Annotated in this window: 12 protein-coding genes; 7 read left to right on the forward strand and 5 right to left on the reverse strand. The window is 70.7% G+C overall.

Translation table 11 applies throughout. The annotated features are described in order from the left end of the window. Nucleotides 1-4: 4 nt before the first annotated feature. Nucleotides 5-10,612 carry a SpvB/TcaC N-terminal domain-containing protein gene (locus WMF45_RS38180; protein ID WP_437710859.1) on the reverse strand — a complete coding sequence of 3,536 codons (10,608 nt, stop codon included), beginning with the start codon at nucleotides 10,610-10,612 and terminating at the stop codon, nucleotides 5-7. A 342-nt stretch (nucleotides 10,613-10,954) separates the two neighbouring features. On the opposite strand from WMF45_RS38180, the gene WMF45_RS38185 reads away from it, so the two are divergent. Together WMF45_RS38185 and WMF45_RS38190 are read left to right on the forward strand one after the other, a co-directional pair. After that, a complete protein-coding gene (locus WMF45_RS38185) occupies nucleotides 10,955-11,767 on the forward strand; it encodes a hypothetical protein (protein ID WP_437710860.1) in 813 nt (270 codons plus the stop codon). 478 nt (nucleotides 11,768-12,245) lie between these two features. Beyond that, nucleotides 12,246-13,940, forward strand: a complete 1,695-nt coding sequence (locus WMF45_RS38190) for an adenylate/guanylate cyclase domain-containing protein (RefSeq protein ID WP_437710861.1) — start codon at nucleotides 12,246-12,248, stop codon at nucleotides 13,938-13,940. A 106-nt stretch (nucleotides 13,941-14,046) separates the two neighbouring features. On the opposite strand, the gene WMF45_RS38195 is transcribed toward WMF45_RS38190, so the two are convergent. Next, on the reverse strand, nucleotides 14,047-14,856 hold the full coding sequence (locus WMF45_RS38195) for a class I SAM-dependent methyltransferase (protein WP_437710862.1): 810 nt from the start codon (nucleotides 14,854-14,856) through the stop codon (nucleotides 14,047-14,049). A 211-nt stretch (nucleotides 14,857-15,067) separates the two neighbouring features. Beyond that, the gene (locus WMF45_RS38200; RefSeq protein WP_437710863.1) at nucleotides 15,068-15,235 is read right to left on the reverse strand and encodes a hypothetical protein; all 168 of its coding nucleotides are present in this window, start codon (nucleotides 15,233-15,235) and stop codon (nucleotides 15,068-15,070) included. Nucleotides 15,236-15,298: 63 nt separating this feature from the next. Between WMF45_RS38200 and WMF45_RS38205 the strand changes: the two genes are divergently transcribed. Further along, complete coding sequence (locus WMF45_RS38205; RefSeq protein WP_437710864.1) at nucleotides 15,299-15,688, forward strand: hypothetical protein; 390 nt, start codon at nucleotides 15,299-15,301, stop codon at nucleotides 15,686-15,688. Then, entirely contained in the window at nucleotides 15,685-16,791 is a 1,107-nt protein-coding gene (locus WMF45_RS38210; protein ID WP_437710865.1) for a hypothetical protein, read from the forward strand. Before WMF45_RS38205 ends, WMF45_RS38210 begins: the two co-directional genes overlap by 4 nt. An 89-nt stretch (nucleotides 16,792-16,880) precedes the next feature. Here WMF45_RS38210 and WMF45_RS38215 read toward each other — a convergent pair whose 3' ends face one another. Continuing rightward, nucleotides 16,881-17,864, reverse strand: a complete 984-nt coding sequence (locus WMF45_RS38215; RefSeq protein ID WP_437710866.1) for a phosphotransferase enzyme family protein — start codon at nucleotides 17,862-17,864, stop codon at nucleotides 16,881-16,883. 12 nt (nucleotides 17,865-17,876) lie between these two features. Continuing rightward, a complete protein-coding gene (locus tag WMF45_RS38220) occupies nucleotides 17,877-19,196 on the reverse strand; it encodes an MFS transporter (RefSeq protein WP_437710867.1) in 1,320 nt (439 codons plus the stop codon). Nucleotides 19,197-19,208: 12 nt separating this feature from the next. Here WMF45_RS38220 and WMF45_RS38225 point away from each other — a divergent pair, with 12 nt between their 5' ends. The 3 genes from WMF45_RS38225 (at nucleotide 19,209) to WMF45_RS38235 (ending at nucleotide 24,398) form a co-directional block, all read left to right on the forward strand. Continuing rightward, the gene (locus tag WMF45_RS38225; RefSeq protein ID WP_437710868.1) at nucleotides 19,209-20,033 is read left to right on the forward strand and encodes a glycosyltransferase family 2 protein; all 825 of its coding nucleotides are present in this window, start codon (nucleotides 19,209-19,211) and stop codon (nucleotides 20,031-20,033) included. A gap of 1 nt (nucleotide 20,034) precedes the next feature. Then, the gene (locus WMF45_RS38230; protein ID WP_437710869.1) at nucleotides 20,035-21,495 is read left to right on the forward strand and encodes a C45 family autoproteolytic acyltransferase/hydolase; all 1,461 of its coding nucleotides are present in this window, start codon (nucleotides 20,035-20,037) and stop codon (nucleotides 21,493-21,495) included. Nucleotides 21,496-21,899: 404 nt separating this feature from the next. Further along, nucleotides 21,900-24,398 (forward strand): cytochrome c peroxidase, encoded by a 2,499-nt coding sequence (locus tag WMF45_RS38235; protein ID WP_437710870.1) that lies wholly within the window; start codon nucleotides 21,900-21,902, stop codon nucleotides 24,396-24,398. The last annotated feature ends 10 nt before the right edge of the window (nucleotides 24,399-24,408 follow it).

Raw genomic sequence — 24,408 nt, forward strand, 5'->3', positions numbered from 1 at the left:
AATCTTACTCCACAGGGTATGCGGTTCGGTATCCACCGTTCGGCAATGGAACGAGTGTGGCCTTCGTTGCCGGAACAACCGAACCATCCGGTCGAATTATCTGACCCATGTTTTCCGGCAGGGCAACTGTCGTGGGCTCGGCAATTCCCGCTCTTTGCTCTGCAAGCCACTTCGCAGCAGCTTTATTATCGGTCCATTGCCCTTGAGGGCCGCTCTTGGGACCTCTTGCGCGTCCGAGGAGTGCATTGGTGTTCTTCGCTCCTGCACCATGAGTGTCAAAGGTGTGACCGTAGGTTGGTCGGCTCGCGGGATTTCCCCATTTCAGGTCCCCCTTTGCGTCTCCTTTCGGTGGTGCTGCCTGCGTCGCAGGCGCCTTCGCCGCCTCCGCCCCCTGCGGCGGCTTCGCCGCCGGCGCCGGCTGCGGGCCTTTCGCCGGCTGCGCGGCCGGCGGCGGTTGCGCCGGCGCGGCTGCTGGCTGCGCCGGCGGCCGAGCAGCCTGTTGCTGCTGCATGACGAACCTGAACAGCAGCCGGCGCATGCCGTCCCCGATACCGCGAGACGTGCGACCCGCCGCCGCAGCGCCAGCGTTCATCCGCTGCAGCATCTGCTCCTGGTGGAACTTTTGCCCCGCCGGCCCGTTGAAGCAGCTCGGGTGCCTGCACCCATTGGCCCCAGGCGGGAAGTTCCGGTGTCCCCCTTGCGCCTGCCGCCCATCTGGGTCGACCAGGTTCACCGGGTTGTTCAGCGTGTAGCTGTACAGCCCGAGGTTCCCCGGGTTGAACACCCCTCCGCTCGTCCCTCCCTCCATGTACTCGTCCAGGATCGGATCCGGGCTCAGCCACACACTGCTCCTCGGGTCGTAGTACCGCGCCCCGAAGTAGTAGAGCCTCGTCGCCTGGTCGAGCTCCTTCCCCGTGAACACGTACGCTCGCCGCAGCTCGTACCGCGAGTCCGACGCGTCGATCCACAGCTCCCCGCTCGGGAAGTACTCGTCCCGCTGCGTCAGCGTCTGCTCGTTGTTCGACGCGAAGCTCGTGCTGCCCAGGTGGTCCGGGTGGTAGTACAGCGTCGGCGGGTCACGGAACCAGTCCGGATCCATCTTGCTCGCTATCCGCGTCTGCCCCGCATAGATGTGCTTCGTCACGAACCGCCCGTCCCGCAGCGTCAGGTGCTGGTCGTGGTATGCCGTCTCCTCCTCGCCGCTCACGTGGTGCAGGTGCACCCGCCGCTCGCCGTCGCCGTCGTACAGCATCCGCGACTTCAACTGCTGGTTCTGGCTCACCCGGCTGACGCGGTTCTCCTCGTTCCACTCCGTCACACGCGTGCCCGAGCCAGGGTACGTCCAGCCGGTCTGGTTGCCGCTCGCGTCGTAGCTGATCACCCGCGACCACGGGGCCGACTCCGCCACGAGCTGCTCCTCGATGCGCTTCGGCGCGTGCGGCTGCGGGCCCGGGTACTGGTACTCCGACCGGTACGTCTGCTCCCGGATCGGGTGGCCCTCCTTCCATGGGTCGCACTCCTCCTCCTCCGGGGAGCACGTTCGCGGCTCGTACCGGTAGCTCGCCTGGTCCTTCGTCAGGATGTTGCCAATCTCGTCGTACGCGAACGACAGCCGGTACCGGTACTGCCAGTCTCTCCGGTCCTGGTACGTCCCGCGCGCCGAGAGCAGCTGGTACAGATCGTCGTACCCGTACTCCTGCGTCGTCGGCCCCACCAGCACCGACCCCGGCATGTCCTGCTCGTACGGCACCTCGTTCCGCACGCGCTCCAGGTTGCCCGCTGCGTCGTACTCGTACCGCATCCGCTGGAACGCCCTCGCCGGTTGCCCGCGCTCCACGAGGTACCGGTCGCGGTGGTCCGCGTTGATCTCCTGAAGCCGCCGCGACTTCTCGTAGTACCGATACGACGTCGCGATCCCGTTGCCGTGCACCACCCTCACCCGCTGCTCGAACTCGTCGTACCCGATGTGCTGCAGGTACTGCGTCACCGGCGGCTCGTCCGGGTGCTGCGGGTTGATCTGCGTATTCGTTCCCACCGCCGACCGGACCAGGCCCCCTCGGTCGTAGCCGTACGTCACCACCTCCGCCCCGGAGCCAGGGAACTTCAGCGACAGCAGCCGCCCGAACGCGTCGAAGTCGTACTCCATCGTCGCCTGGTACGGCCCCCGGTGCGGCTCCCTCAGCCGGGGGAACTCCGTCGCCAGCTTCGCCACGTTCCCCTGCCGATCATACCAGAACGTCCTCTTCCCCGCCTCGCTCTGCTCCTCCACCAGCCGCCCGGCCCGGTTGCCGTGATCATCGCCTGCCTCGCCCGGCGCGCCGTACACATACGTCACGTCCGTCGAATCCGGGTAGTTCACCCGCCTGAGCCGGTTGAAGTCGTACTCGTACCGGATCAGCTTGCCCGCGCCTTCCGCCAGAAGCTTCGCCGTCTGCCGCGCCCCGACGTTGCCCGACCGGTCGTAACGCCACTCCGTACGCCCCATGTCCGGGCTCGTCAGCGTCACCATCCGCCCCAGCGTGTCGTACGCCGCCGTCGTCACGTTCCCGCGCGTGTCCGTCACCCGCACGAGCTCGTCGACCGCGCTGTACCCGTACCGCGTCATCAGGGTGGTCCACGCCTCCGATCCGCGCAGCCGATTGCGCTCCTCGACCGCCACGATCGCGTTGTCCACGTCCTGATACGCCTTGCGCACCTTCCCCTTCGGGTCGACCTCTGTCGCCACGAACATCGCCACGCCATCGAGCTCGTCGATATCGTAGCTCGTCGTCGTCACCGCCTCGCCGGTCTCCGCCTCGTCGTCCGGCTCCCTCCGCTCGACGACGCGCGAGAGCACGTCGTACTCGAACGTCGTCGGGTGCTTCAGCGCCACGTCCACGAACGCCGTCGCCTCCCCCGTCGCGAACACCGGCTGCCCCTGCTGCCAGACGCGCCCCCGCTCGTCCAGCACCACCCGGCCGCTCACGCTCATGCCCACGGTCGGGGCGGCCCCCGTCCCGGGATCCTTCTCCAGGTCCTTCTTCGTCTGGATCACCCGGTCCAGCCCATCGATGAACGTCACCGTGTCGATCGGATCCCCCGGGTGCTGCACGTCCCTGTGCCGCGTCCGCGCCCATGCCGGCAGGGCGACGCTCTCCCCCGGCTGGAGCGAATACTCGAACGTGATCGTCGCCTCCGCCGCCGTCAACGGGTCGTCCGGACCGAACACAGCCCGCAGCCGTCCGAACGCGTCGAAGTCGTAGTGGACCTCATGGCCGTTGACGTCCCGCACCGCGCTCACCGCGCCGTAGCGGTAGTCCGACGACGTCTCCGAGAAGTAACCGAACGAGTCGTCCACCCGGGAGAGGTACGTCTCCGCCACATCGTCGTACTCGTACGTCAGCGTGAAGGCCCGCGGCTCGATCACCTGCTCCAAATTGCCGTACGCGTCGTGCGAGAACTCCCATGTTGGATTCGTCGATGCGTCTCCCGTGTACGGCGCGCCCGTCGCCGGATCCTTGCCGCCGATCACCGTGCTCGTGATCCACTCGACCGCTCCGGTCACCTCGTTGTACCCGGCGGTGCGCCCGCGCAGCAGCATCCCCGCCCTGTCGCGCACCTCGACGCTGTCCGCCCGCACGATGTGCGGTCCGTCGTACGTCACGTAGTGGATCGTGGTCGTGACGTCGTCCTCCTGCGTGCCTGGCTCGCCGTGCTCGATCACCTCGATGAGGTTGCCGCGGGCGTCCCAGTCCCGCTCCTCGCTCGTCTGTTTGCCGGGCGCACTCGGGTCCGTCGTCTTGCCCTCGTACCACGACATCGCCCGCAGCTCTTCCGCCGGGAAGAACGAGCCCGTCAGCGTCGGCTGCGCCCCGGGTACGCGATAGGCCACCTGCTGCCGGCTGAACAGCCGCCCCTCGGCGTCCTGCTCGATCACCTCGGCCACGAGCCCGCGACGGTAATAGTCCTGGTTGTGGTAACGGGTCACGATCTGCGAGCCGTCCTCGCGCTCCGCCGTCACCTGCGCGAAGCCGTAGTCCTCGCGCTCCGCCCGGTCGTAGAACCCGCTCTGGTGGTAATCGAACGTGTGCACGTAGGCGGGCGTGCCCATGCCGTCGTCCACCTCCACCCGCGACAGCACCCACTTGCTGCCGGGCATGTCCACGCTCAGCTCGCCCGGGCTGCTCGCATACGCCACCTTATTGCCCTCACGCGCATAGTCCAGCCGCATGCTGCCGCCAAGCGGACGCACCACCCGCGACAGCCGGTTGGTCTTGCCCGTCAGGTTCAGCCGCGCCCGCAGCGCCGGGTCGCTCTCGCGCAGCATCCCCTCGCTCAGCTTCAGCACGTGATCCGCCGTCCCGTCGCCGTCCACGTCCTCCCATCCCAGCTCGCTCCGCCCGTCGCTCAAGCCGAGCTGCGCCGCGATCTCGAGCACGATGCACACGTACGGCGTCGGGATCTTGATCGGCACGCCATACCCCGCGTTGAACGCCGTCGTCTCCGAGAACGACAGCGCGTCGTTGCTGCCGTTGATCTCCTTCGTGTACTCCTTCTCGAGCACGACCCCCCACGGCAGCCCGCCGCTCACCGCCGGCGCGCTCCACCTCTCCTCTGGCCCGAAGCGGTCGCCGAGGTTGAGCCGGACCCGGTAATAGCCCTGTCCAGGCTGCTTGGTCACCCGGTCGGGCAGCCTGTCGCCGTTCAGGTCCACGAAGTCGACGAGCGTCCGGCTCACCGTGTGCGCGATGCCGCCGCCGATCCCCGCATAACCCACCTGCAGGCTGTTCGTCGTGTTGTCCTGCACCCGCACCGACTCGAGCTGCTCCGGAGACCAGATCCGGCTCAGCGCGGTCAGCGGATCCCCGTCGACCTCCGGCAGCGGCGCGAACGGATCGCCGCTCGGATCGATCGCCGCCCAGGCGCGCTCGTCCCCGAAGCGGTGGCCGAGGTTCAGCTGCACATGGAGCACGCCGCCCGCGCTCCTCACCTTGTCCGGAAGCCCGTCGCCGTTGACGTCGAGCAGGTCGTTCGTCGTCTGCGACGTGCCCCAGCTCTTGCCGAGAGAGGGCAGCACGCTGAGCACCTCCTTGGTCTCGGCGCTCGCCTCGATCTTCTCGGCGACCACCGACGCCGCGGATCCGAAGCCGAACCCGAACCGCGCGCTCATGGTCTCGATGACCCGGATGTCCCCCGGCCCGCCGAGGGCCAGGGCGCCATATTGCCCCGGCTGCTGCCCGTCGCACCGGCCGCCGCTGCCGCACGTCTGGACGCGCACGCCGCCCTGCGTGACGGCATCGGGCCGCCCATCGCCGTTGAGATCGACGAGCTCCAGCTTCGACTCGGTGGTCCCGGTCGTCACCTGGAACGACCCGATGAGCGCGAGCTCCCCCGAGGCCGAGCCGTTGTGGCTCTTCCTCAGCCCGGGGACGTTGGCCACGTCCTCCGGCCGGACGCCGCCGACGCGCGACGGCTTGAGCTCCCCGGCCCGGATGTACATGTCCGCGCCCGAGCCCCGGAACACCGGGCCGCTGACGCTGCCCACGAGAGGAAACCCCGCCTCGCCCGGCGACCAGCCCGCGTGGTACCCCTCCCAGTGCGGCTCGACGCGCGTGAAATAAGGCGGCCTGTTCTCCTCCGGTCTCCGGCGGAGCTGGTTCTCGTCGAACGGGTACTCCGTCGTCCACTCGCCATAGCTGAAGCCGCGGAACCCGCCCACCATGCGGGCTTCCAGCTTCCCATCCGGGATCGCTCGAGCGTTCACGGCGGGCACGTCCAGCACCGTCCCCGTCTCGTTGAACACGAGCTGCGGCAGCCACGACACCGACGCTCCGGGATCCGACAGCGATGTGTCCATGTCCGCTGCGCTCTCGAAGAATCTCGTGAAGGCGAGCTCCTCTCCCTCCGTCACCCGGAACACAACCGGATCGCTCGGGCCAGGCACGCTCCTGGCCGGGGAGATCGCCTCCGCGCCGAGCAGCTCCCGGAACAGCCGCTCGCTCCCGCGATCCACCCGCAGGGTCACCGGCGCTTGCGTCGCTTGCTTCGAGGCGGAGCCGAGCAGGCTGACCGTCCCGCTCTCGGGCATGGCCAGCCGCGACAGCGAAAGCGCCGTCCCGCCGGTCGTGCTGTCGCTCAGCTGCACGGGCGCCACGATCGACTCCTCGGGCACCGAGATCGGCCCGCCGTCGCCGGGCAACGCTTCCAGCCCGCACACCCTCTTTCCGGACGGAGCACCGGACCTGGGCGCGCACTCCCCGACGGCGCGGCAGCTCCCCGGATCCGCGTCGTGGCCGCACACCTCGGTGTACCGGGCAAACCCCTGGTACTGCACGCGCGACGGGTGGACCACGTTCTCGCCGAGCTCGGCGTACAGGAACAGGAGGTCGCCCTGGAGCACGGACACCGGCCTCGCGATCTCGGTGCTGAGCTGCGCGCCCGACACCCTGGTCCGATCGAGCTCGACGCTCTGCCCCGAGTCGACGTCCTGGCGCACGAGCCGCACCCAGAACGCATCGTTCGCGTTGGTCCGGACGAAGCTCGCCTGCACCGTGACTTGCCCGTCTGCCCCCGCGACCCAGCCCGGCACGCTCCGGTCGAGCACGGAGAAGTCGGCCGCGAAGGTATAGGTATACATCGGACGCCCGAGCGCGTCGGGGCGCCTCATTTCGCGCGGCAGCATCGGCAAGCAGGAGTCCGACACGCAGAGCTCCGTATAGCGAATGCGCGGGTTCCAGCGCGTGATGTCGCCCTCGATGTCCTCCTTCGGGTCCACGCGGAAAAAGAGCGCATCCGTCGGACGGACGCGGACGCGGACGCCGCTCCCGCACCCCCCGTCGCCCTCGGGGACACACGCAGCGTCGCTCGGCCCGATGTCCCTCTTCCAGAGCGGCTGGTGGTCGCGGTGAAACTTGTCATTCGCCCGCGGCGCCGGCGTCGTCTTCGTGATCGACGCCATCACCCCGTCTCCCGCGCCGCCCCCGGCCAGCGACACGCCGCCGTCGATGACGACGATACCGTCGATCGGCGGCGTCCATTTCACCAGCGCGCTGGTCCGGTAGAACGCGTTGCGAAGCGCCTCGACCTGCTCGCCATCGCTGAAATCCTCGTCGATCGTGAACCCGGCGCCGCGGGCGCCCGGCCCCAGCCGCGCGTTGTTCGGGTTCAGCGTCGCCCCGCTCCCATCGAGCAGCTCCGGGAAGCCATCCCCGTTGATGTCGAGCAGCAGGCTCTGCGCGGTCGCGGTGCTCCAGGCGCGGTTGAGACCATACCCTCCGAGCTCCTGGAACAAGTGCATCGCCCCCTGCAGGCCGGCCGTGATCTGGTGCGTGCTGCCCACGCTCTCCGGCGAGAACGCGTTTCCGCTCGACCGATCCGGGAGCGAGTTCAGCCAGACGCCATTGCTGCCCACGAAATCCGGGAGCCCGTCGCCGTTGATGTCCGTGAACGCGACGTCCTCGTCGTCCGCCCCGAACGAGACGGAGACCCCCACCCCGGCGTGCGGATCACACACCGTCGGCCCCACGCCGACGAACGCGCTGAGCCCCCCTTCGACCGAGCTCGTGGCCCCGAGGCCATCGCGCCCTTCCGCGGGGCGGCTCCACTCCGTCGGCGCCGAGAACACCTGGAGCTCGCCGTCCTGTTGCTCGAGGCCGAAGTACTCGAAGCTGTGCTCGTAGAGCGGCTCCTCACCGCCGTTTCCGTGGACAGCGATGCTCTTCAGCAACGACTTGTGATGGTGCCGCGCGTCCGGCGTGTCGTACGCGAAGAGATAGCTCCGGATGATCTCCTCGGCGCCGGGCGCCTGGCCCATGGTCACGTCGACGCGCGTGAGCCTCCGCGTCGTCCGCACCTCGAAGCCAGCGCGCGCCGAGCTCACGACGTCTCTCCGCTGCGCTCCGTCGTCCACGGAGAAGACCACGTGATAGTGCGCTCCAGGGAAGCCGCTCTCGTGCTCCGTGTAATCGATCCGCTGCGGATAGAGCTGCACCCAGTCCTCGCCCTCGGGCGCATCCTTGAAGTACGAGATCCGCATCCGGTTGCCGAACGTGTCTTCCACCAGCTCCAGGTTCCAGCGGAAGATCCCGACCTCGCCGGACCGGTCCGTAAGGCGCGCGCCCGCGCTCTGCCCGTAGGTATACCGGGTGCCGTCCTTGTCGGTGACCACCCAGTGAAAGCTCTTGGGATCGGCCCCGAGGCGCTCGATGCGATCGAAGGCGCCCTCGACGCGCCGCTCGTACCTGCCCGGCTGACCGGGGATGGCCCGCAGCATCTGGCCGTCGAGCGTGTAGAGCTCGTCGCCCGTGTGCCGCCACACGCCAAACCGCGTGTCGATCTCGATCGCCGAGACGCGCAGATCCCACCCCACACCGAGCCAGCCATTGCCCAGCTCGCTCTCGTACGTGACCGCCAGATCCGGCGCGATGCCGCGCCGGCCCGGCGGCACCTCGATCGGGAACGACAGCTGCGCCGTCCCCCGGCCGTTCGCCTCCGGCGGCTCGATGAACGACACGCCCGCAGACGGGCTCGCGAGCTGGATCCCCTTCATCGCGTTGGGATCGAACGACTGCGCGCCCGGCTGATCCGGCATGGAGATCGCCGCGTTGACGAAATCGGTGAAGTGATCCGTCAAGCTCGTGAGCTCCCGGCCCCCGCCCTCCTCGACGCGCCCGAGCTTCGTCCATCGCTGGACCGTCTCGTCGAAGTAGAAACCGAAGATCTCCCTGGCCCTGGCGCCGCTCGGGATCGCCGCGGCGTCGACAGGCAACGTCAGCTTCACCGGCTTCTTGAACTTGAGCCCGTGCGGGCCGAAGCGGAACGCGCGCCCCTCGGGCGTCACATTGCGCATCGCGCGCCCCATCGGCTGCACCTGGACGGGCATCAGCGGGCGGATCGTGATGCGCGTCGTCTCTTCCAGCGCGTCAGGCGGGATATCGAGCGTGGCGCCCGCGAACGAGAGCACCGCGCCCTTGTCCGGGCTCACCACCGCGCCATAGGGCGCGCCGTGGTCCGCGACGAGCCCGCTCGGGGCGGCGCCGGCGGCGCACGGACCGAGCTCTAGCTCGCGACCGAGGCGCGTGCCGTCTTCGAGCCGCGCCTCGAGGCGCGCCGTCCACGTCCGGTGACTGGCCCCCTCGGGCTCCTGGAGCGTGAGCTCGAAGCTGCCGTCGTCGCCCAGCGTCACCGGCTCCGGGCCGGCGAACAGCCGTGCTCGCGACGCGTCCTCGCCGGCCAGATCGAGGAACCCGCGCACATGGGCTCTTCCGTCGGCGCACTCGCCATGCAGCGGCGTGGTCAGCGCGATCCGCCGCGCGCGGGACGGGACGGGGCTCGCCACCACGGCGACGTCCGACACCTCGGCGTGGCTCCCCTTCGCCCGCGCGATCTGCACGGAGGCCGCCCCCGGCCATGTCGCTGACTCCGGGAGATCGAACCGGTGCCAGCCCGGCGGCAGGTCCTTCAGGTCGAAGCGAAGCCCCTTCGCTCCTTCGCTGGGCGCGATCCGGAGCTCCCCGGCGCCCGCGCTGGTCAGCTGGAAGAGGAGCGCGTGCGGCGCCACGCGCGCGCCGAAATCGAGGCTCAGCGCCTCCGCGCAAGGCGCGCGCTCGCCGCCGGCCGGCCGGGCGCGCGCCTCGGCAGCGGAACGCGCCTCGATCACACCGGCGTGCGGGATCCCGACCACCCGGAGCGCGCTCACGGTGAATCCGTGCTCCTGCTCCGCGGAGGGCCGGAACCGCACCACGTTATCGCCGCGCCTCAGCCACGCGGGCGCGATCTCCTCGACTTGCAGACCTCCGGTCGCCGGCGCTGCCGCCAGGGAGCCGCCGCGCGGCGCCGTGCCGTTGATCTGCCGGTTCACGCTCGACCAGTGCCCGCGGCCCTCCAGCTGGTAGACGAGGAACGCGCGCGCGAGCGCCCGTGGATCGGTGTCCACATGGAGCGACAGCGATTGCTCGCCGCCCGTGCGCGTCACGGTGGCCCGCTCGGACGTCGCAGCGAACTGGTAAGCCCCGGCGAGCCGCCCCGCGAGCACGCGATCGGCGAGCTCCACCTCCGAGAGGCCGCGCGTGGGCGCGCCGGCGCTCCAGAAAAGGATCTCCTGCGGCCCGCGCTCGCCCGAAGGAAGCCACTCGATGACGACGTGCTGGGCCGTGACCGCCATGGGAAGGCGCGTCCAGCGCTCGCCCGTGTCGTGGAGCGGCACGTCGGCGAGGCCGGAGACGGCCTGAAGCTCGGCGCCGTCCTCCGCACGGACCGTGAGCGCGCCCTCGCTGCGCCCGTACAGCGCGAGCGCCTCGAGCGCGGTGGGCTGCGGAAACGAGACCCGGATCCGCACCTTCTCCCCGGTCTCGCTGCGAAGCCCCGTATCACCGCGGCCGTCGAACAGGACCCACGGGTCCGCCCCCGGGCCGGCGCCATCGGCGCGAACGTCCGCTGGCAAAGCCACCATCGGGACCACGGCGAGGTCGTCGGGGCCGCCGGCGGGGTCTGCCGCGCTCGCGAGCGCGGCGGCGTCCCCGGCGAGCGCCGCCGCGAGCTCGGCGCCGCGAGCTCCGGTGAGCCGCGCGCGCAAGGGATCGCCTATCCGGCGCAGCGTCAACGCTTGAGCCCACGCACCGAGGGGCGCGCTCACCACCATGAGCAAGAGAACGCAACCCGCGCACCGCCGCCACACCCGTCTCATCCACCCGGACGTCATCGCTTGCCTCCGCGGCCGCGAAGGGAGCAAACGGCATCGTAAATAGCAATTACAAGCGATAACAGGCGGGGCGGTCTCGCCACCAAAGGCGCCGGATCCGGACGGTTCCCAGCACGATTTCAGCGCACCCGAAGGCGGTCCGTCTCCGAGCCATCGAATTCGGACTACCGGGTGCGGAGAAGTTCATTATCCTGTGACGCTCAAGCAACAATCCTTGGCTCGCCCTCTCGGCCGCCCGTGCGGCCGTGGGGGTGGCCGATCACGCCGTTCACGGAGGTGACCTTGCGCAATCTCACGATCGGGGACCTGAAGCTCGCGCTGCGCGATCTCTTGACCGACAAGGCCGATGAGCTGCGCCTGTCGGCGACAGGCAAGCTGTATGAGCCGCGGCTCAGGGCGAAGCAGAAGGAGATCGACGCGATCCCCGACGCCGCGGGCACGCAAGCGCCGCTCGCCAGGGAGCTCGCCGAGGCGGACGCCCGGCATGACGGCCTCGGGGCGGCCGTCTTCTTCCTGTGCAAGGCCGTCGAGGCGCACCCCGCCTTGCCGGCGGCGCTCAAGGAAGCGGCGGCGAAGGCGCAGCAGGCGTTCGTCCCGAAGCTCGACGTGCTCCGCGCCCCGTACGCGGACGAGGCGTCGGCGGCGCTCGACAACCGGCCCGAGCTGACCCGGCTCAAGGCGGAGCTGAAGGCCGCCGCGACCCCCGGCGGAGGGACCCTGCACGACTGGGTGAAGGCGTTCGTCGCCGCCGGAGACGACATCGACGGCCTGCTGCGCAGGCGCGCCACGCTCCTCGCGACGGGCGAGAACGCCGCGGCCACCGGCCCGCTCCGCGGCGCCGCCGTCGGGCTGCTCGGGCGGTTCCGGGAGGCGCTCCGGGACGAGATCCAGGAAGAGGGCAGCAAGCTGCCGGCCGACCACGAGGCGCGGCTGTTCGCCTACGTCGACAAGCTCAACGCCGATCGCGAGCGGGTCGGGCGCGGGCGCGCGGCGCCCGAGCAGGCCCCGCCCACGCCCCCTGGCCCGCCGACGGTGCCCGGCGCGTCAGCGCCGACCGCGCCGGAGGTGAGCGCCGATCCCGAGCTGTAGCCGGACCGCTCGCGGCGACATGCCGGGGGCATGAGCGGCGAGGCACCCGCCCATGTCCGACATGACCGGGGGCCTGCTCGGCGAGGCACCCGCCGATGTCCGATATCCCCGGCGGCCTGCTCGGCGAGGCACCCGCCCATGTCGGACATCCCCGGGCGCATCAGCCCGCAGGCACTTCTCCATGTCGGACCTCCCCGGGCGCATCGGCCAGCAGGCACTTCTCCATGTCCGACATTCCGCCGGAAGGCCCAGCAGCGCCCGCGCCGCCTCGCTCACCCCCCGCCAACAGCCGCGCACGCAGCGCGTTCACAGATGTGCTGACGCGCACCGCTACGTTCATCACCAGTGCCCGCTACATCTTGGCCGTCACCACCGAGGCCCTTCTGGTCTCCTTCAAGGAGCGCTCGAACTTCGACGTCAGGTCGACATGTCGACGCGCTGTCCACCGGAAGCCGACTTTGCTTTGATGAAGGTCTTCATGTTCCGCCTCAGCACCGTGCGCGCCAAGCTCACCGTCCTCGTCGCGCTCTCTTCGCTCGCGACCCTCGCGGCCCTCCCCGTGCTCTCCTGGGTGATGCACCGGCAGCTCCTCGCGCAGATCAGCGAGCGCGTCCCGCAGGCGATCCGCAACTTCCGGCTGGAGCTCAGGCAGCAGCAGCGCGCCATCTCGGCGACCTCACGCCAGGCGTCTCGCACGCGCGAGCTGGTCGAGGGGCTCCGGCTGCGGAACGAGACGGCCGCGGGGACGGCGCTCGAGGCCGTCATCGACGCCCACCCCAACGTCGCCATCGTCGCCTTCGATGAGCTCGGCAATCGGGTCGCGGCGAGGGGGATCGACGCGCCGCCCCCGAGCACAGACGAGGTCCCCGGGCTCACCGAGGGCCTCTCGGGCCTCGCCGAGATGGACGACCTGCGGGACGTGCTCGTCCATGGGTGCGATGGACAGCCAGGCTCGCCGCCCGCGTACATGATCGCCCAGCATGCGAGGAGCGACGCCGGATCGCTGCTCGCCTGCATCCCCATCGATCACACCTACTTCGACGAAGCGGCGACGAGGCTCGGCGTGGAGATCGCGCTCGTCGATCCGTCGGGCAAGAGGGTCACGGGCACGGCGCGCTTCCCGACCGAGCTGCTCCAGGGCGCAGTCATCGGCGACGAGACCCACCCCACGATCGTCGAGCACGCGAGCTCGCTGTGGGCCCTCTCCCGCTTCGCGCCCCGATCGCTCCGCGGCAAGGCCGGCGATTTTTCGATCGTCATGGCGCTCGACGTGAGCGACGTCCGGAGAATCGTGCGCCAGAACCTGATGTTCGCGGCCGGCGTGCTCACCGTCGCAGCGCTCTTCTCGCTGGTCCTCGGCGCGCGCCTCGCAAGCACGATGTCGCGCGCGCTCTCCCGCGTGAACGTCGCCCTCAAGCACCTCGAACAACAGCAGTACGTCCACGTGGAGGCGGTGAAGACCGGCGACGAGCTGGAGGATCTCGCGACCGGCTTCAACTCGATGGTGGACGGCCTCAAGGAGCGCGACAAGCTCCGCAGCACCTTCGGCAAGTACATGACCGAATCCGTGCTCGAGCACCTGCTCGCCGGCAAGGTGCAGCTCGGCGGCGAGACGCTCACCGTCTCGATCCTCTTCTGCGATATCCGGAGCTTCACGACCATCAGCGAGAGGATGAACGCCCATGAGCTCGTGGGGCTCCTCAACGAGTATTTCACCGAGATGGTGGCCATCATCCTCGACGAGGGCGGGGTCGTCGACAAGTACATCGGCGACGCGATCATGGCGGTGTTCGGCGCGCCCGTCCCCAGGCCGAACGACGCCGTGCGCGCCGTGCGCGCGGCCGTCCGCATGCGCGCCGCGCTCGAGCGCTTCAACGAGCGACTCGCCAAACGGGGGATCCCGGCGCTGAAGACCGGTGTCGGGATCCACACCGGCGAGGTCGTCGCGGGCAACATCGGCAGTGAAGCGCGGATGGAATACACCGTCATCGGCGACGCCGTGAACCTCGCCTCGCGCCTGGAGAGCGCGACCAAGGAGCTCGGCGTGAGCGTGCTCCTCAGCGAGGACACACACCTCCTCGTGAAGGACGTCTTCAACACACGTCCCGTCAGCGAGATCACGGTCAAAGGCCGAGTGCAGCCGGTGATGACCTACGCGGTGGCGGATCTCTGACGAGCGCAAAGGGGCGTAAGGGGGCGAGGCGAGGCGCACGTCGTGCATGGCTCTCGGCGGCATGCCGGCGCCGCCGCCAGGACCACGGGCAAGCGGCTCAGCCCGGTCAGTCGGCCAGCACGTCGCGCGGGCGGCGGGCGATGAGCGCGTGCCCCTCCACGACCTCGCGAACGGTGCCGTCCGCGCCGGCGTACTTCGCGATGGCCTTGCGGACGTCGACGGCAAGGTCCTCCTCGCGCGACCCCGGCCGGCCATGCCATGTCGCCGCGAACGACAGGGCGCGGTCGACGAAGCGCTCCACGGGAGTCTCCCGCTGCTCGAGGACGGAGATGCGCTCGAGATGGCTGAAGGCCGAGTCGAGGAGCACGGCTTCGTTCTTCGCGGACTCGCGGATCTGCGGGCGCGCCGGGTCATCGGTCGAGTACTGGTCGATGAGCGCCTGGAACTCCTTGTGCCACACGTTCGCCGGGACCTCGGGGTAGCTCTCTCCGAACAGCGCCACCGCGCCGCCTCGCTCGAGCAGCGCGTCCAGCGACTTGATGGTCTCGACGCGATCCATCCAGTGGAAGGCGCGACCGATGGTGACGAGCTTGAATCGGCCGAGGTGCGGCCCGAGCTCATAGGAGCTGCCGTGAACGAACCGGATCGACACGTCCGCTCGGGCGGCGTTCTCCTTGGCCGCAGAGAGCATCTCGGGCGATGGATCGACCGCGGTCACCGGCCCGGCGAGCGGCGCGAAGTCGATCGCGAGGAACCCCGGGCCGGTCCCGAGATCGAGCACGCTGGCGCCCCGATCGAGCCCGACCAGCTGGGCCACCCGGCGGCTGAGGAGCTTCGGATAGGAAGGGCGGCCAGTCGTGTAGTACCGCGAAGCGGTCTTGAAGCGTTCCGGGTAAAAGAGTTTGCGTTCTGACATGGCGATGGCACCTCTCCTGGCCTCAGGCCAGCGTCGCGCGCCGAGCCCGGGCCGCCGGCGCTGCTCGTCTGCGAGCACAGAGCCAGCAGCCGAACGCGCCGGCAGCGCGGATGCGCGGCGGCGGATGACGCAAAGCACGGGGCGTACCAGCGGCGAAGGCCGCGGGCTCGCCAGCGCCGCGGGGCGAGGCTGCTGCCTCCGGAGCAGCGCTTCAGCAGTGCAGGTGGTTCACCGGCGCGTGACCCGGCCGGACGATCGCGGTGGGCACCAGGCCCCTGCCCATGTCCGAGATGCCTGGGAGCCCGGCATTGCGGTGGCTCACGAGCTCCACCGCCACGGTCGCCTCGCTCAGCAGATCGGGAATCCATCCGGCAGCCATGCGCATGCAGAGCCCGCTCGCTCCGCGCTTCCATCTGTGAGCCACGGGCGCTACACTGCACGCGTGGCCATCGACTGGACGGACGAGGAGCGCGAGAAAGTGGAGAACGGCATCGCCAAGCACGGGATCCGGACGGGTCGGTGCGCCGCGCTCGCTCGCATCGTGCACCCGGTCGCGCAGCAGAACGATCCCAAGGCGTGCGCGATCCGCCTACGACCTCCGAAGGGCGCGACATGGCTGGTGCCAAAGGCATCGCGTATTCCCTACTGGAAAGCTCATGTGTACGTTGAGACGCGCGGGCATGCCGTTGATGCCGTCACCGGCTCCGATGGTTACTCACCAGCGAGCGCATATGTCCAAGATCACTGGGACTTCGCCGAGTTGATGCGCATCGAGGAGGTGGACCCCGCAACGATCGACCCGGGCATCCAAGACGTCGAGGACGAGTCATGAGCGCCCTTCGTGACACGATCCTCCACTGGATCGACAAGCGGACGAGCGACATGCTCAGGGCTCCCCGCGCTTGGGGCTCGGACGAGGCCATCGAGATGCAGGTCCTTCTCCTGCTCCAGTTTCGCGCGCTCGCACTGCGACCCAGCTTCGACAACGGAGACCCCGGTTCGCTTGTCGATGCATACATGGAGTACCTGACGAGGGCGTACCCGAAGCATCCACATCAGCCCCTCCATCAGATCGTCGAGACTGACCGACTCGGGTTCAACATTGCGAACGAGCTGAAGCAGATCATTCAGACGTTCACGCAGAGCATGCTGGAGGAGAACCCCTTTCAGCACAATGATCTCGCGATCCGTCTCGTCTTCGAGAAGGGTAGGACGCCCGCCACCGCAGCATTCACTGGTTACTACGAAGAGTTCCGTCGCGCGACGCGCGCCGTGGCTCGACGCGTTGACAAGGCGGTCGGGCGGGCGCCCAAGGCAATCGAGGAGGCGACCGACTTCACGCTCTCCGACGTACGCGTGACCCCGAAGAACGGAGCGCCCGCCGAGGCGCTTCTGTTGCTCGGCGCAGGCGTGCCCTCGGAGTCGCGCGATTGGGTCGCCGAGCAAGCAGTGCGCAGTGCCATAGTCGATCTAGTCACCATGGGTGAATGGGCTGCCTCCGAGGCGGAGGTCAACGCGCTCCCGGTAGATGACGTGGAACAACGCAGTCGTACGACAGTCCAGGCGATGCGTATCGTCCCGCGCCGCGGCATCGTGAAGGCCGAGATAGGGGGTACGCTTGTCGGGCGCGCCAAACCGGTAGAGTTCAGACCAGAGCACGAGCGCCGCTTTCTTGCGGTGCTCGGGTCGAGCGCCCCCTCCGAAGATTACGACAAGACGGAAGAGGTTCGCGGCATCGACCTCGACCGAGGCCTTGTGATCGTCAATCGGAAGGCACGCTTGCCATGCTACGTGCGCCCGGAGCACCTTCAGGAAGTCACAGAGGTCGGCATCCAGGCGCACGTGCGGGGAACCCTCTACAAGCCCCTCGCAGGACGGCCGTTTGTGATCGTAAGCCACATTGTTCCGACCGACACCGAGCCGTCCGCGGGCTGACAGCCACTCCGCAACCACACTCTCGGCGCGCCGAGCACCGGCCGCGTTGTCCAACGCTGAAAGCCCAGCAGCGCCCCGCGCCGCCTCGCTCAGCCCCCCGCGAGCAGCCGCGCGAGCTCGCCGCGCTGGCGCCGCGCCGAGCGCGCCAGCGAGAGCTGCCCCGCTGCCCGGTACAGGTTGTGCGCGACCCGCGTCGGAAAGCGCGACGGGTCCCAGCCGAAGTACCGGTCCTCGAACGCATCCCGGCAGAACCTCGCCGCGAGCTCCAGCGCGATGCGCTCCGCCGCGTCCACGAGCGCCTCCTGCTCCTCCGCCCCGAACGGCCTCGCCTCGCGGTAGCCCGCCACCGCGGCGGCGAAGACCTCGAGATCGAAGCGCGTCTCGGTCGAGTCCTCCCCGACCGGGTTGCACCACGACCGCCACGCGTCGCCGAGCTCCACGTCGATCGACTGCAGCGCCAGCGTGTCGAGATCGAGCAGGCAGATCCCCTCCCCCGCCTGGGAGAAGCGCAGGTTCGAGATCTTGAGGTCGCCGTGGCAGTGCCGGACCGGCAGGTCGAGCCGCCCCCGCCATGTGCGAAACGCGTCGAGGATGGCGTCCGCCAGCCGCCGCCCCTCCCCGCCCGTGGCCGCGCCGTCCAGCCGCTCCATGTGGAGCGCCGTGTCGTGCGCGCCCACGCGGACGTGGCGGTACACGTGCTCGAGATCGTCCACCGCCCGGTGGAACCGGGCCGCGAGCTCCCCCGCGGCGCGCGCCAGCACAGGAGAGCCGACCCGGTGGTGCGTCCGGCCAGGGACGAAGTCCATCACCCGCCACACCGCCCCGTCAGCATCGCGCGCGCACAGGGCGCCGTCGCCGGCGCGCAGCAGCCGCGGCGTCGCGAGGCCGCGGGCCGCCAGGTGCGCCGTCACCGCCTCGATGTCGTCGTGGACCTCCGGGGCGAAGATGGGGCTCACCCGCTGGACCACGTACCGCGGAGGGTCGCCTGCCAGCCAGGTGCCGTTGATGAGGCCCTCGTCCTCGCAGCGGCGCACGGAGAGGCCGCTCAGGGGCGCCCACACGTCCGGGATCATCGGGGCGGGAGGCTAGCTGCGCTCGGTCTCGGCGGGCAAGGGAGGCGGCGCCGGGACCACCGGGACCGCCGGGACCGCCGCGGCCCGCCGGCGCAGCATCCACTGCGCCCCGAGCCACGTGACGACGCCGGCGCCCAGGCCGAGCCAGGCGGAAGCCGCGGGCACGCCGGCGCGCTCCACCAGGAACGCCCCGCCGAGCAACGTCCCGCACAGGCCCACCGTGAGGGCCAGGTTGTCGACGGCCGAGAGCCGGCCGACGAAACGATCCGGCGAGAGCCGCTGGATCTCCGTGCTCGACAGCACCCAGTTCGCCCCGCTGCCCAGGCCCCACACGAGCACGACCGCGAGCAGCGCCGCCGGGTGGCGGGTCACCGCGAACACCGCGATCGCCCCGAACGTCACCCAGACGGCCCCGGTCGCCGCGAGCTCGCCCCGCAGGCCGCGGCGGACCAGCGCGACGCCGACCAGCGGGCCGACCCCGGTGCCCGCGCCGCGCACGCACTGGAGAACGCCCAGCGTGAGCGCGCCCGTGCCCGCGAAGGGCAGCTGCGTCGCGACCAGGTTGAGCAAGAGGAGCGCCCCGCCGTTCGCCATGTGGACCGGCGTCTTCGCGAGCACCGCGGCGAGCAGCGGAGGCCGCTCCCACGCGTGCCGCCACGCGTGGACCATGTCACGGCGCACCGACGCGAGCGCCGACAGCATGCCGCCCTCCGCCGGCCGCCCCTCCGCCACCATCGGGGGGAGCCCCCGGAGGAACAGCGCCGCCAGGCCGAACGACGCCGCGTCCAGGGCGAGCGCCGCCGCAGGGCCGAGCCCCGCGATCAGGCCCCCGACCGCCATCCCGACCGCGAACATGACGCTCCACGTCGCCGACGTGATCGCGTTCGCCTCGAGCAGCTCGTCCTCCTCGACCACATGGCGCAGCACCGCGCTCTGCGCCGGCAAGCGCAGCGCGCCCACCGACGCGCGCGCGAAGACGAGCACCTGCACCCCGACCACGCTGCCGACGACCGCGGCCCCCAGCATCCCGAGCGTGAGCGCGCCCTGCACCACGCTCGTCGCGACGAGCAGCCACCGCCGATCCAGCCGGTCCGCGAGCACCCCCGCCACCGGCGCGAACAGCGCGATCGGGAGGTGATGCCCCACCATCACCAGCGCGAGCGCCACGACCCCGCCCCCCTCGCCGCCCAGCGCGAGCAGGCTCACAGCGACGAAGCTCATCCAGTCGCCCAGCAGCGAGACGACCTCGCTCATCCAGACGCGACGGAACGCAGGACGGCAACGGAGCAGGAACAGGCCAGGACGGCGCTCCGGGCGCCTGCCGCTGTTCATCCAGGGCACACCATGCTAATCGCGCTCTGTCTCATGCGGATCTGCGCCATCATTCCCGCCTACCAGGCCGAGCGCAACGTGGGGGACGTCACACGGGAGGCGCTCCGGGTCCACGGCCTGGCCGGCACCGTCATCGTGGTGGACGACGGGTCGAGCGACAGGACGGCCGAGCGGGCCCGCGCAGCCGGCGCCATGGTGCTGAGCCACCCGGAGAACCTGGGCAAGGGCGCCGCCCTGCGCACCGGGATGGAGTTCGCCCTCGCCGCAGGCTTCGATGTCGCGGTCACGATCGACGCGGACGGACAGCACCCGCCGGAGGAGGCGCGGCGCCTCGTCGAGGCCGACGCCGACCCCGAGGCGCTGGTGCTCGGCATCCGGGATCTCGCGGGCGCGGGCGCGCCGCGCGCGAACCAGATGTCGAACCGGATCTCGAACTTCTTCCTCTCCCTCTTCGCCGGCCGCCCCTTCGCGGACACCCAGTGCGGCCTGCGCCGCTACCCGCTCCGGACGACGCTGTCGCTCGGCGCCCGCGACGAGGGGTACGCCTTCGAGGCGGAGATCCTCCTGCGCGCGGTGGCCGCCGGCGTCCGCCTCGTCGAGGCGCCGATCCGGGTCATCTACCCGCCCGAGGGCGAGCGGCTCACCCACTTCGACAGCGTGCGCGATCCGGCGCGGATCATCCGCCGGGTGCTGGCGACGCTCGCGCTCACGCGCGGGCTCCGTCACGTGCCGGCCGAGCCGGTGCTGGCCCCCGACCCGGTCCGCCCAGCCGCGGCGAGCGCGCTCGCCACGGAGCTCGACCCCCACCCGCGGCAGCCGGCGACGGCGCCTCCCTGATTTGCGGCCGTCGCGCCTCGCACGCCACCGCCGCAAGCTCCTCGCGGCCGCCGCGCTCCTCGCCGCGCCGATCCTCGCGCACCTCGGCATCGCCGCCGCGACGCGGATCGAGCCGCCCCCGATCCACGCGGCCGCCGGCGAGCCCGAGGCGAGGCCGGGGGGGCTGCGCGTGCTCGGCCCGGCCTACGTGCGCCGCCGCGGGCGGATCCTCGAGGCGCGCCTCTCCGGGTCGCCGGAGGAGATCGGGCACCAGCACGGGCGGCTCTTCTACCCGGAGATGGTCAAGAACGAGGGGACCCTCTACGAGCAGTTCCACCACCACGTGCCCGTCGCCCCGCTCCGGTGGCTCATCATGGACCTGTCGCGCCTCGAGTTCCGCGGCGTCGACGAGGGCATGACCGACGGCGTGCGGCGCGAGATCGCCGCGCAGGCCCGGGCCTTCTCGCCCGACCCGTTCGACGGCGTCCTCCCCACGTACCACCGCTTCGTCTTCCTCCAGTCGCTCTACGACATCGCGCTCTCGTTCGAGCACTCGCCGCTCATCGGCTGCACGAGCTTCGCGCTCACCGGGACGGCGTCGGCGGACGGGCACGCGGTGCTCGCCCGCAACTTCGACTTCGAGGCCGGGCCCGTCTTCGACGAGGGCAAGGCGGTGTTCCTCGTCCACGAGCAGGGGAAGATCCCGTACGCCTCGGTGTCCTGGCCCGGCCTGATCGGCGCGGTGACGGGGATGAACGCCGAGGGCCTCGCGCTCGTCGTCCACGGCGGGCGAGCCGGCGAGCCGCGGGCGGCGGGCGAGCCGGTCGTCCACACGATGCGCGAGGTGCTCGGCCGCGCGCGGAGCGTCGACGAGGCGCTCGCGATCCTCGAGGCGCGCGCGCCGATGGTCTCCCACCTCGTGATGCTCGTCGACGCGGGCGGCGAGACGGCGATCGCCGAGCGGGCGCCCGGCGCGCCGCTGCACGCGCGCCGGGGCCGCGGCAAGGTCCCGCTCACCAACCACTTCGAGGGGCCGCTCGCCGGCGATCCGCGCAACCTCCGCGTCCAGGCCGAGACCTCGACCCGCCCGCGGCGCGACCGCCTCGACGAGCGGCTCGCGGCGCTGCCCGAGGGCGCGACGATCGAGGCGGCGATCGACGTCCTGCGCGACCGGCGCGGGCGAGGCGGCGCGCCCCTGCCGCTCGGCGACCGGCGCGCGATCGACGCGCTCATCGCCACCCACGCGGTCGTCATGGACGCCACGGCGCGCGTCCTCTGGGTCAGCGAAGGCCCCCACCTCGCGGGCCGCTTCCTGCGCTTCGACCTCACCCGGCTGCTCAGCCCCACGTTCGACCCGGCGCTCGACACGGCCGAGCCCGACGCCCTGCCCGAGGATCCCCTGCTCACGAGCGGCGACTACGCCGCCTGGGAGCGCGCCGGCTCACCCCACGAAGGCGGGGAGCGCGGCAACGACAATCCTTAAATAAGCAACGACAATCCTTAAATAAACAGACGCAACCCAACAACCGCTCCGTCCCTCGCGCAAGCGCGGCGGCGCCGTCTCCATGCCGTGACGTCGAGGTGGCGAGCGTGGCGAGCGAGCGCGACAGCCCCGCGCCCGGGATGCGCCTCATCCCACAGCGAGCACGAAAGCGCGGCGCCCGCGAGGATCCTCCCGCAGCGCAGCGGCCACACACCCGGCGCGAAACCGCAAGTTTTCGGCGTGGTTTCGGGGTGCCCTCTCTCCCACGCCCGTACACCGGAGGTGGGACACCTCTCGTCCGGCGTGGCCTTACCGCAAGATTGCCTAGCGCGACCTTCCGTCCGACAATGCGATTCGGGGCGCCAAGGTCGCGGCATCGGAGCGGCGACCGGGTCGACCAGACCATGACGGACATCAACCTGATCAACACGACCCTCGATCAACGGTACGTCATCCTCGGGCTGCTCGGGGAAGGCGGGATGGGGGCGGTCTACGAGGCACGGCACCTGGGCACCGGCCGCCGCGTCGCCGTCAAGGTGATCACGAGCAAGCTCGCGCAGGACGAGGCGGTGATGGCCCGCTTCGAGCGCGAGGCCAGGGCGGCCGGCGCGATCGACAGCGAGCACATCGCGAGCGTGCTCGACAGCGGCAGGGACCGCGCGACCGGCCTGCCCTTCCTCGTGATGGAGCTGCTCAACGGCGAGGACGTCGACCAGATGCTCCGGCGGCTCGGCCCCCTGCCGCCCGAGCTCGCGCTCTGCATCGTGGCCCAGGCGTGCATGGGCCTCATCAAGGCGCACGACGCGCGCGTCCTCCACCGCGACATCAAGCCCGCCAACCTGTTCCTGGCGCGGCGCGACGGAGGCGAGTACGCGGTCAAGCTCCTCGACTTCGGCGTCGCCAAGATCCAGGACGACACCTTCGAGCAGCAGAAGGAGCTCACGGCGACGAGCAACCTGATCGGCTCGCCCATCTACATGTCGCCCGAGCAGGCGCGCAACATGCGGGACGTCGACGGCCGGACCGACGTCTGGTCGCTCGGCATCGTCCTCTTCAAGATGCTCGCCGGGCGCACCCCCTACAGGAACTCGCGGGGGCTCGGCGAGCTCATCGTCGCGATCTGCTCGACCCCGGCGCCGCCCATCCAGACGCTGGCGCCCTGGGTGCCCTACGAGGTCTCCGAGATCGTCCAGCGCGCGCTCCAGATCGACAGGAACCTGCGCTTCCAGAGCGCGGCGGAGATGCTCGACGAGTGCCGGATGCTCCTGCAGCACGGCATCTCGATCCACGAGAGCATGCTGCGGCCCCTCCCCGACTCGGTGCAGGCCGACATGCCGCCGCCCTCGCAGGGGCCGCCGAACCCCGACATGCCGACGCGGCGCCCGCCCACGCCCGTGGGCACGCCCCGCAGCCGCACGCCGACGCCCGGGAGCACGTCCCGCAGCTGGCCGGACCCCGGCGACTTCTCGACGCGGCGCCCGCCCACGCCCGTGGGGACGCCCCGCAGCTGGCCCGAGCACGTGACGCACAGCGGGGCCCTCGGCCAGAGCGGTCACCACCACACGACCCAGGGCGGTCACCACCACACGACCCAGAGCGGCCACCACGCGACCCCGCACGGCCTCCTGATCCGCGGGCTCCCGGACGGCCCGCCGCCTTCGAGGACGGTCTCGGGCACCTCCGTGCCCTTCCACAAGACGATCATCGTGGCGGGCGACCAGCCCACCGCCCACGTGCGCCCCCGCAGCAGGGCGGCCCCGCTCGTTGTGGCGGCGGCGCTGGTCGCGGCGACGGGCGCCGGCGTCGGCGCCTGGCTGGTGCAGAAGACGACGGCGTCCGCGTCCGCCCCGGCGACCGGCGGGACGCAGCCCGCGCCGGCGGCCGCCGCCCCGGCCGCGCCCACCGCGGCGCCGGGCGCGTCCGCCGCGGCCGAGCCGGCCGTGCAGATCGATCCGGAGCGGCTCGGGAGCTTCAACCCGCTGCCGGCGGTCATCACGTCCTCGAGCAACCCGCTCACGGACGAGAAGATCAACCTCGGCCGGATGCTCTACTACGAGACGCGGATCTCGAAGAACCACGACCTCTCGTGCAACTCGTGCCACCCGCTCGATCGCTACGGCGCGGACGGCGCCAAGGTGTCGATCGGGCACGCGCACCAGAGCGGCCGCCGCAACACGCCGAGCGTGTACAACTCCGCGGGGTTCTTCTCGCTCATGTGGGACGGGCGCTTCGACAACGTCGAGGCCCAGGCCAACGGGCCGATGATGAACCCCAGCGAGATGGCGATGACGCCGGTGCGGCTGGAGGCGACGCTGCGCTCGATCCCGGAGTACGTGAAGGCGTTCGGCAGGGCGTTCCCGAGCGATCCGTGGCCCGTCAACGCCAACAACACCGCGAAGGCGCTCGGCGCGTTCGAGCGCAAGCTGATCACGCGCGGGCGGTGGGACCTGTTCCTGGAGGGGGAGCCCGAGGCCCTGACCAACGCGGAGAAGGAAGGGTTCAACACGTTCGTCGAGGTCGGCTGCGTGACGTGCCACTTCGGCCCGCACGTCGGGGCGACGATGTTCCAGAAGCTCGGCCTCGTGCGGTCGTGGCCCGACACGATGGACCGCGGCGTCTTCGAGATCACGAAGAAGCAGGCCGATTTCATGGTCTTCCGGGTGCCGACGCTCCGCAACGTGGCCATGACGGCGCCGTACTTCCACGACGGGTCCGTCTCGTCGCTGCAGGAGGCGGTGCGGCTCATGGGCAAGCACCAGCTCGGCAAGGACCTGTCCCATGCGCAGGTCGAGCAGATCGTCGTGTGGCTCAAGTCCCTGACGGGCGATCTCCCGAAGGAGTACATCGCGAAGCCGGACCTGCCGGAGAGCGGGCCCAACACGCCGAAGCCCATTGCAGATTGAGCGCGGCCCG

It is taken from the genome of Sorangium sp. So ce448 (genome assembly GCF_051520915.1).
GTDB classification, from domain to species: Bacteria; Myxococcota_A; Polyangia; order Polyangiales; family Polyangiaceae; genus Sorangium; species Sorangium cellulosum_B.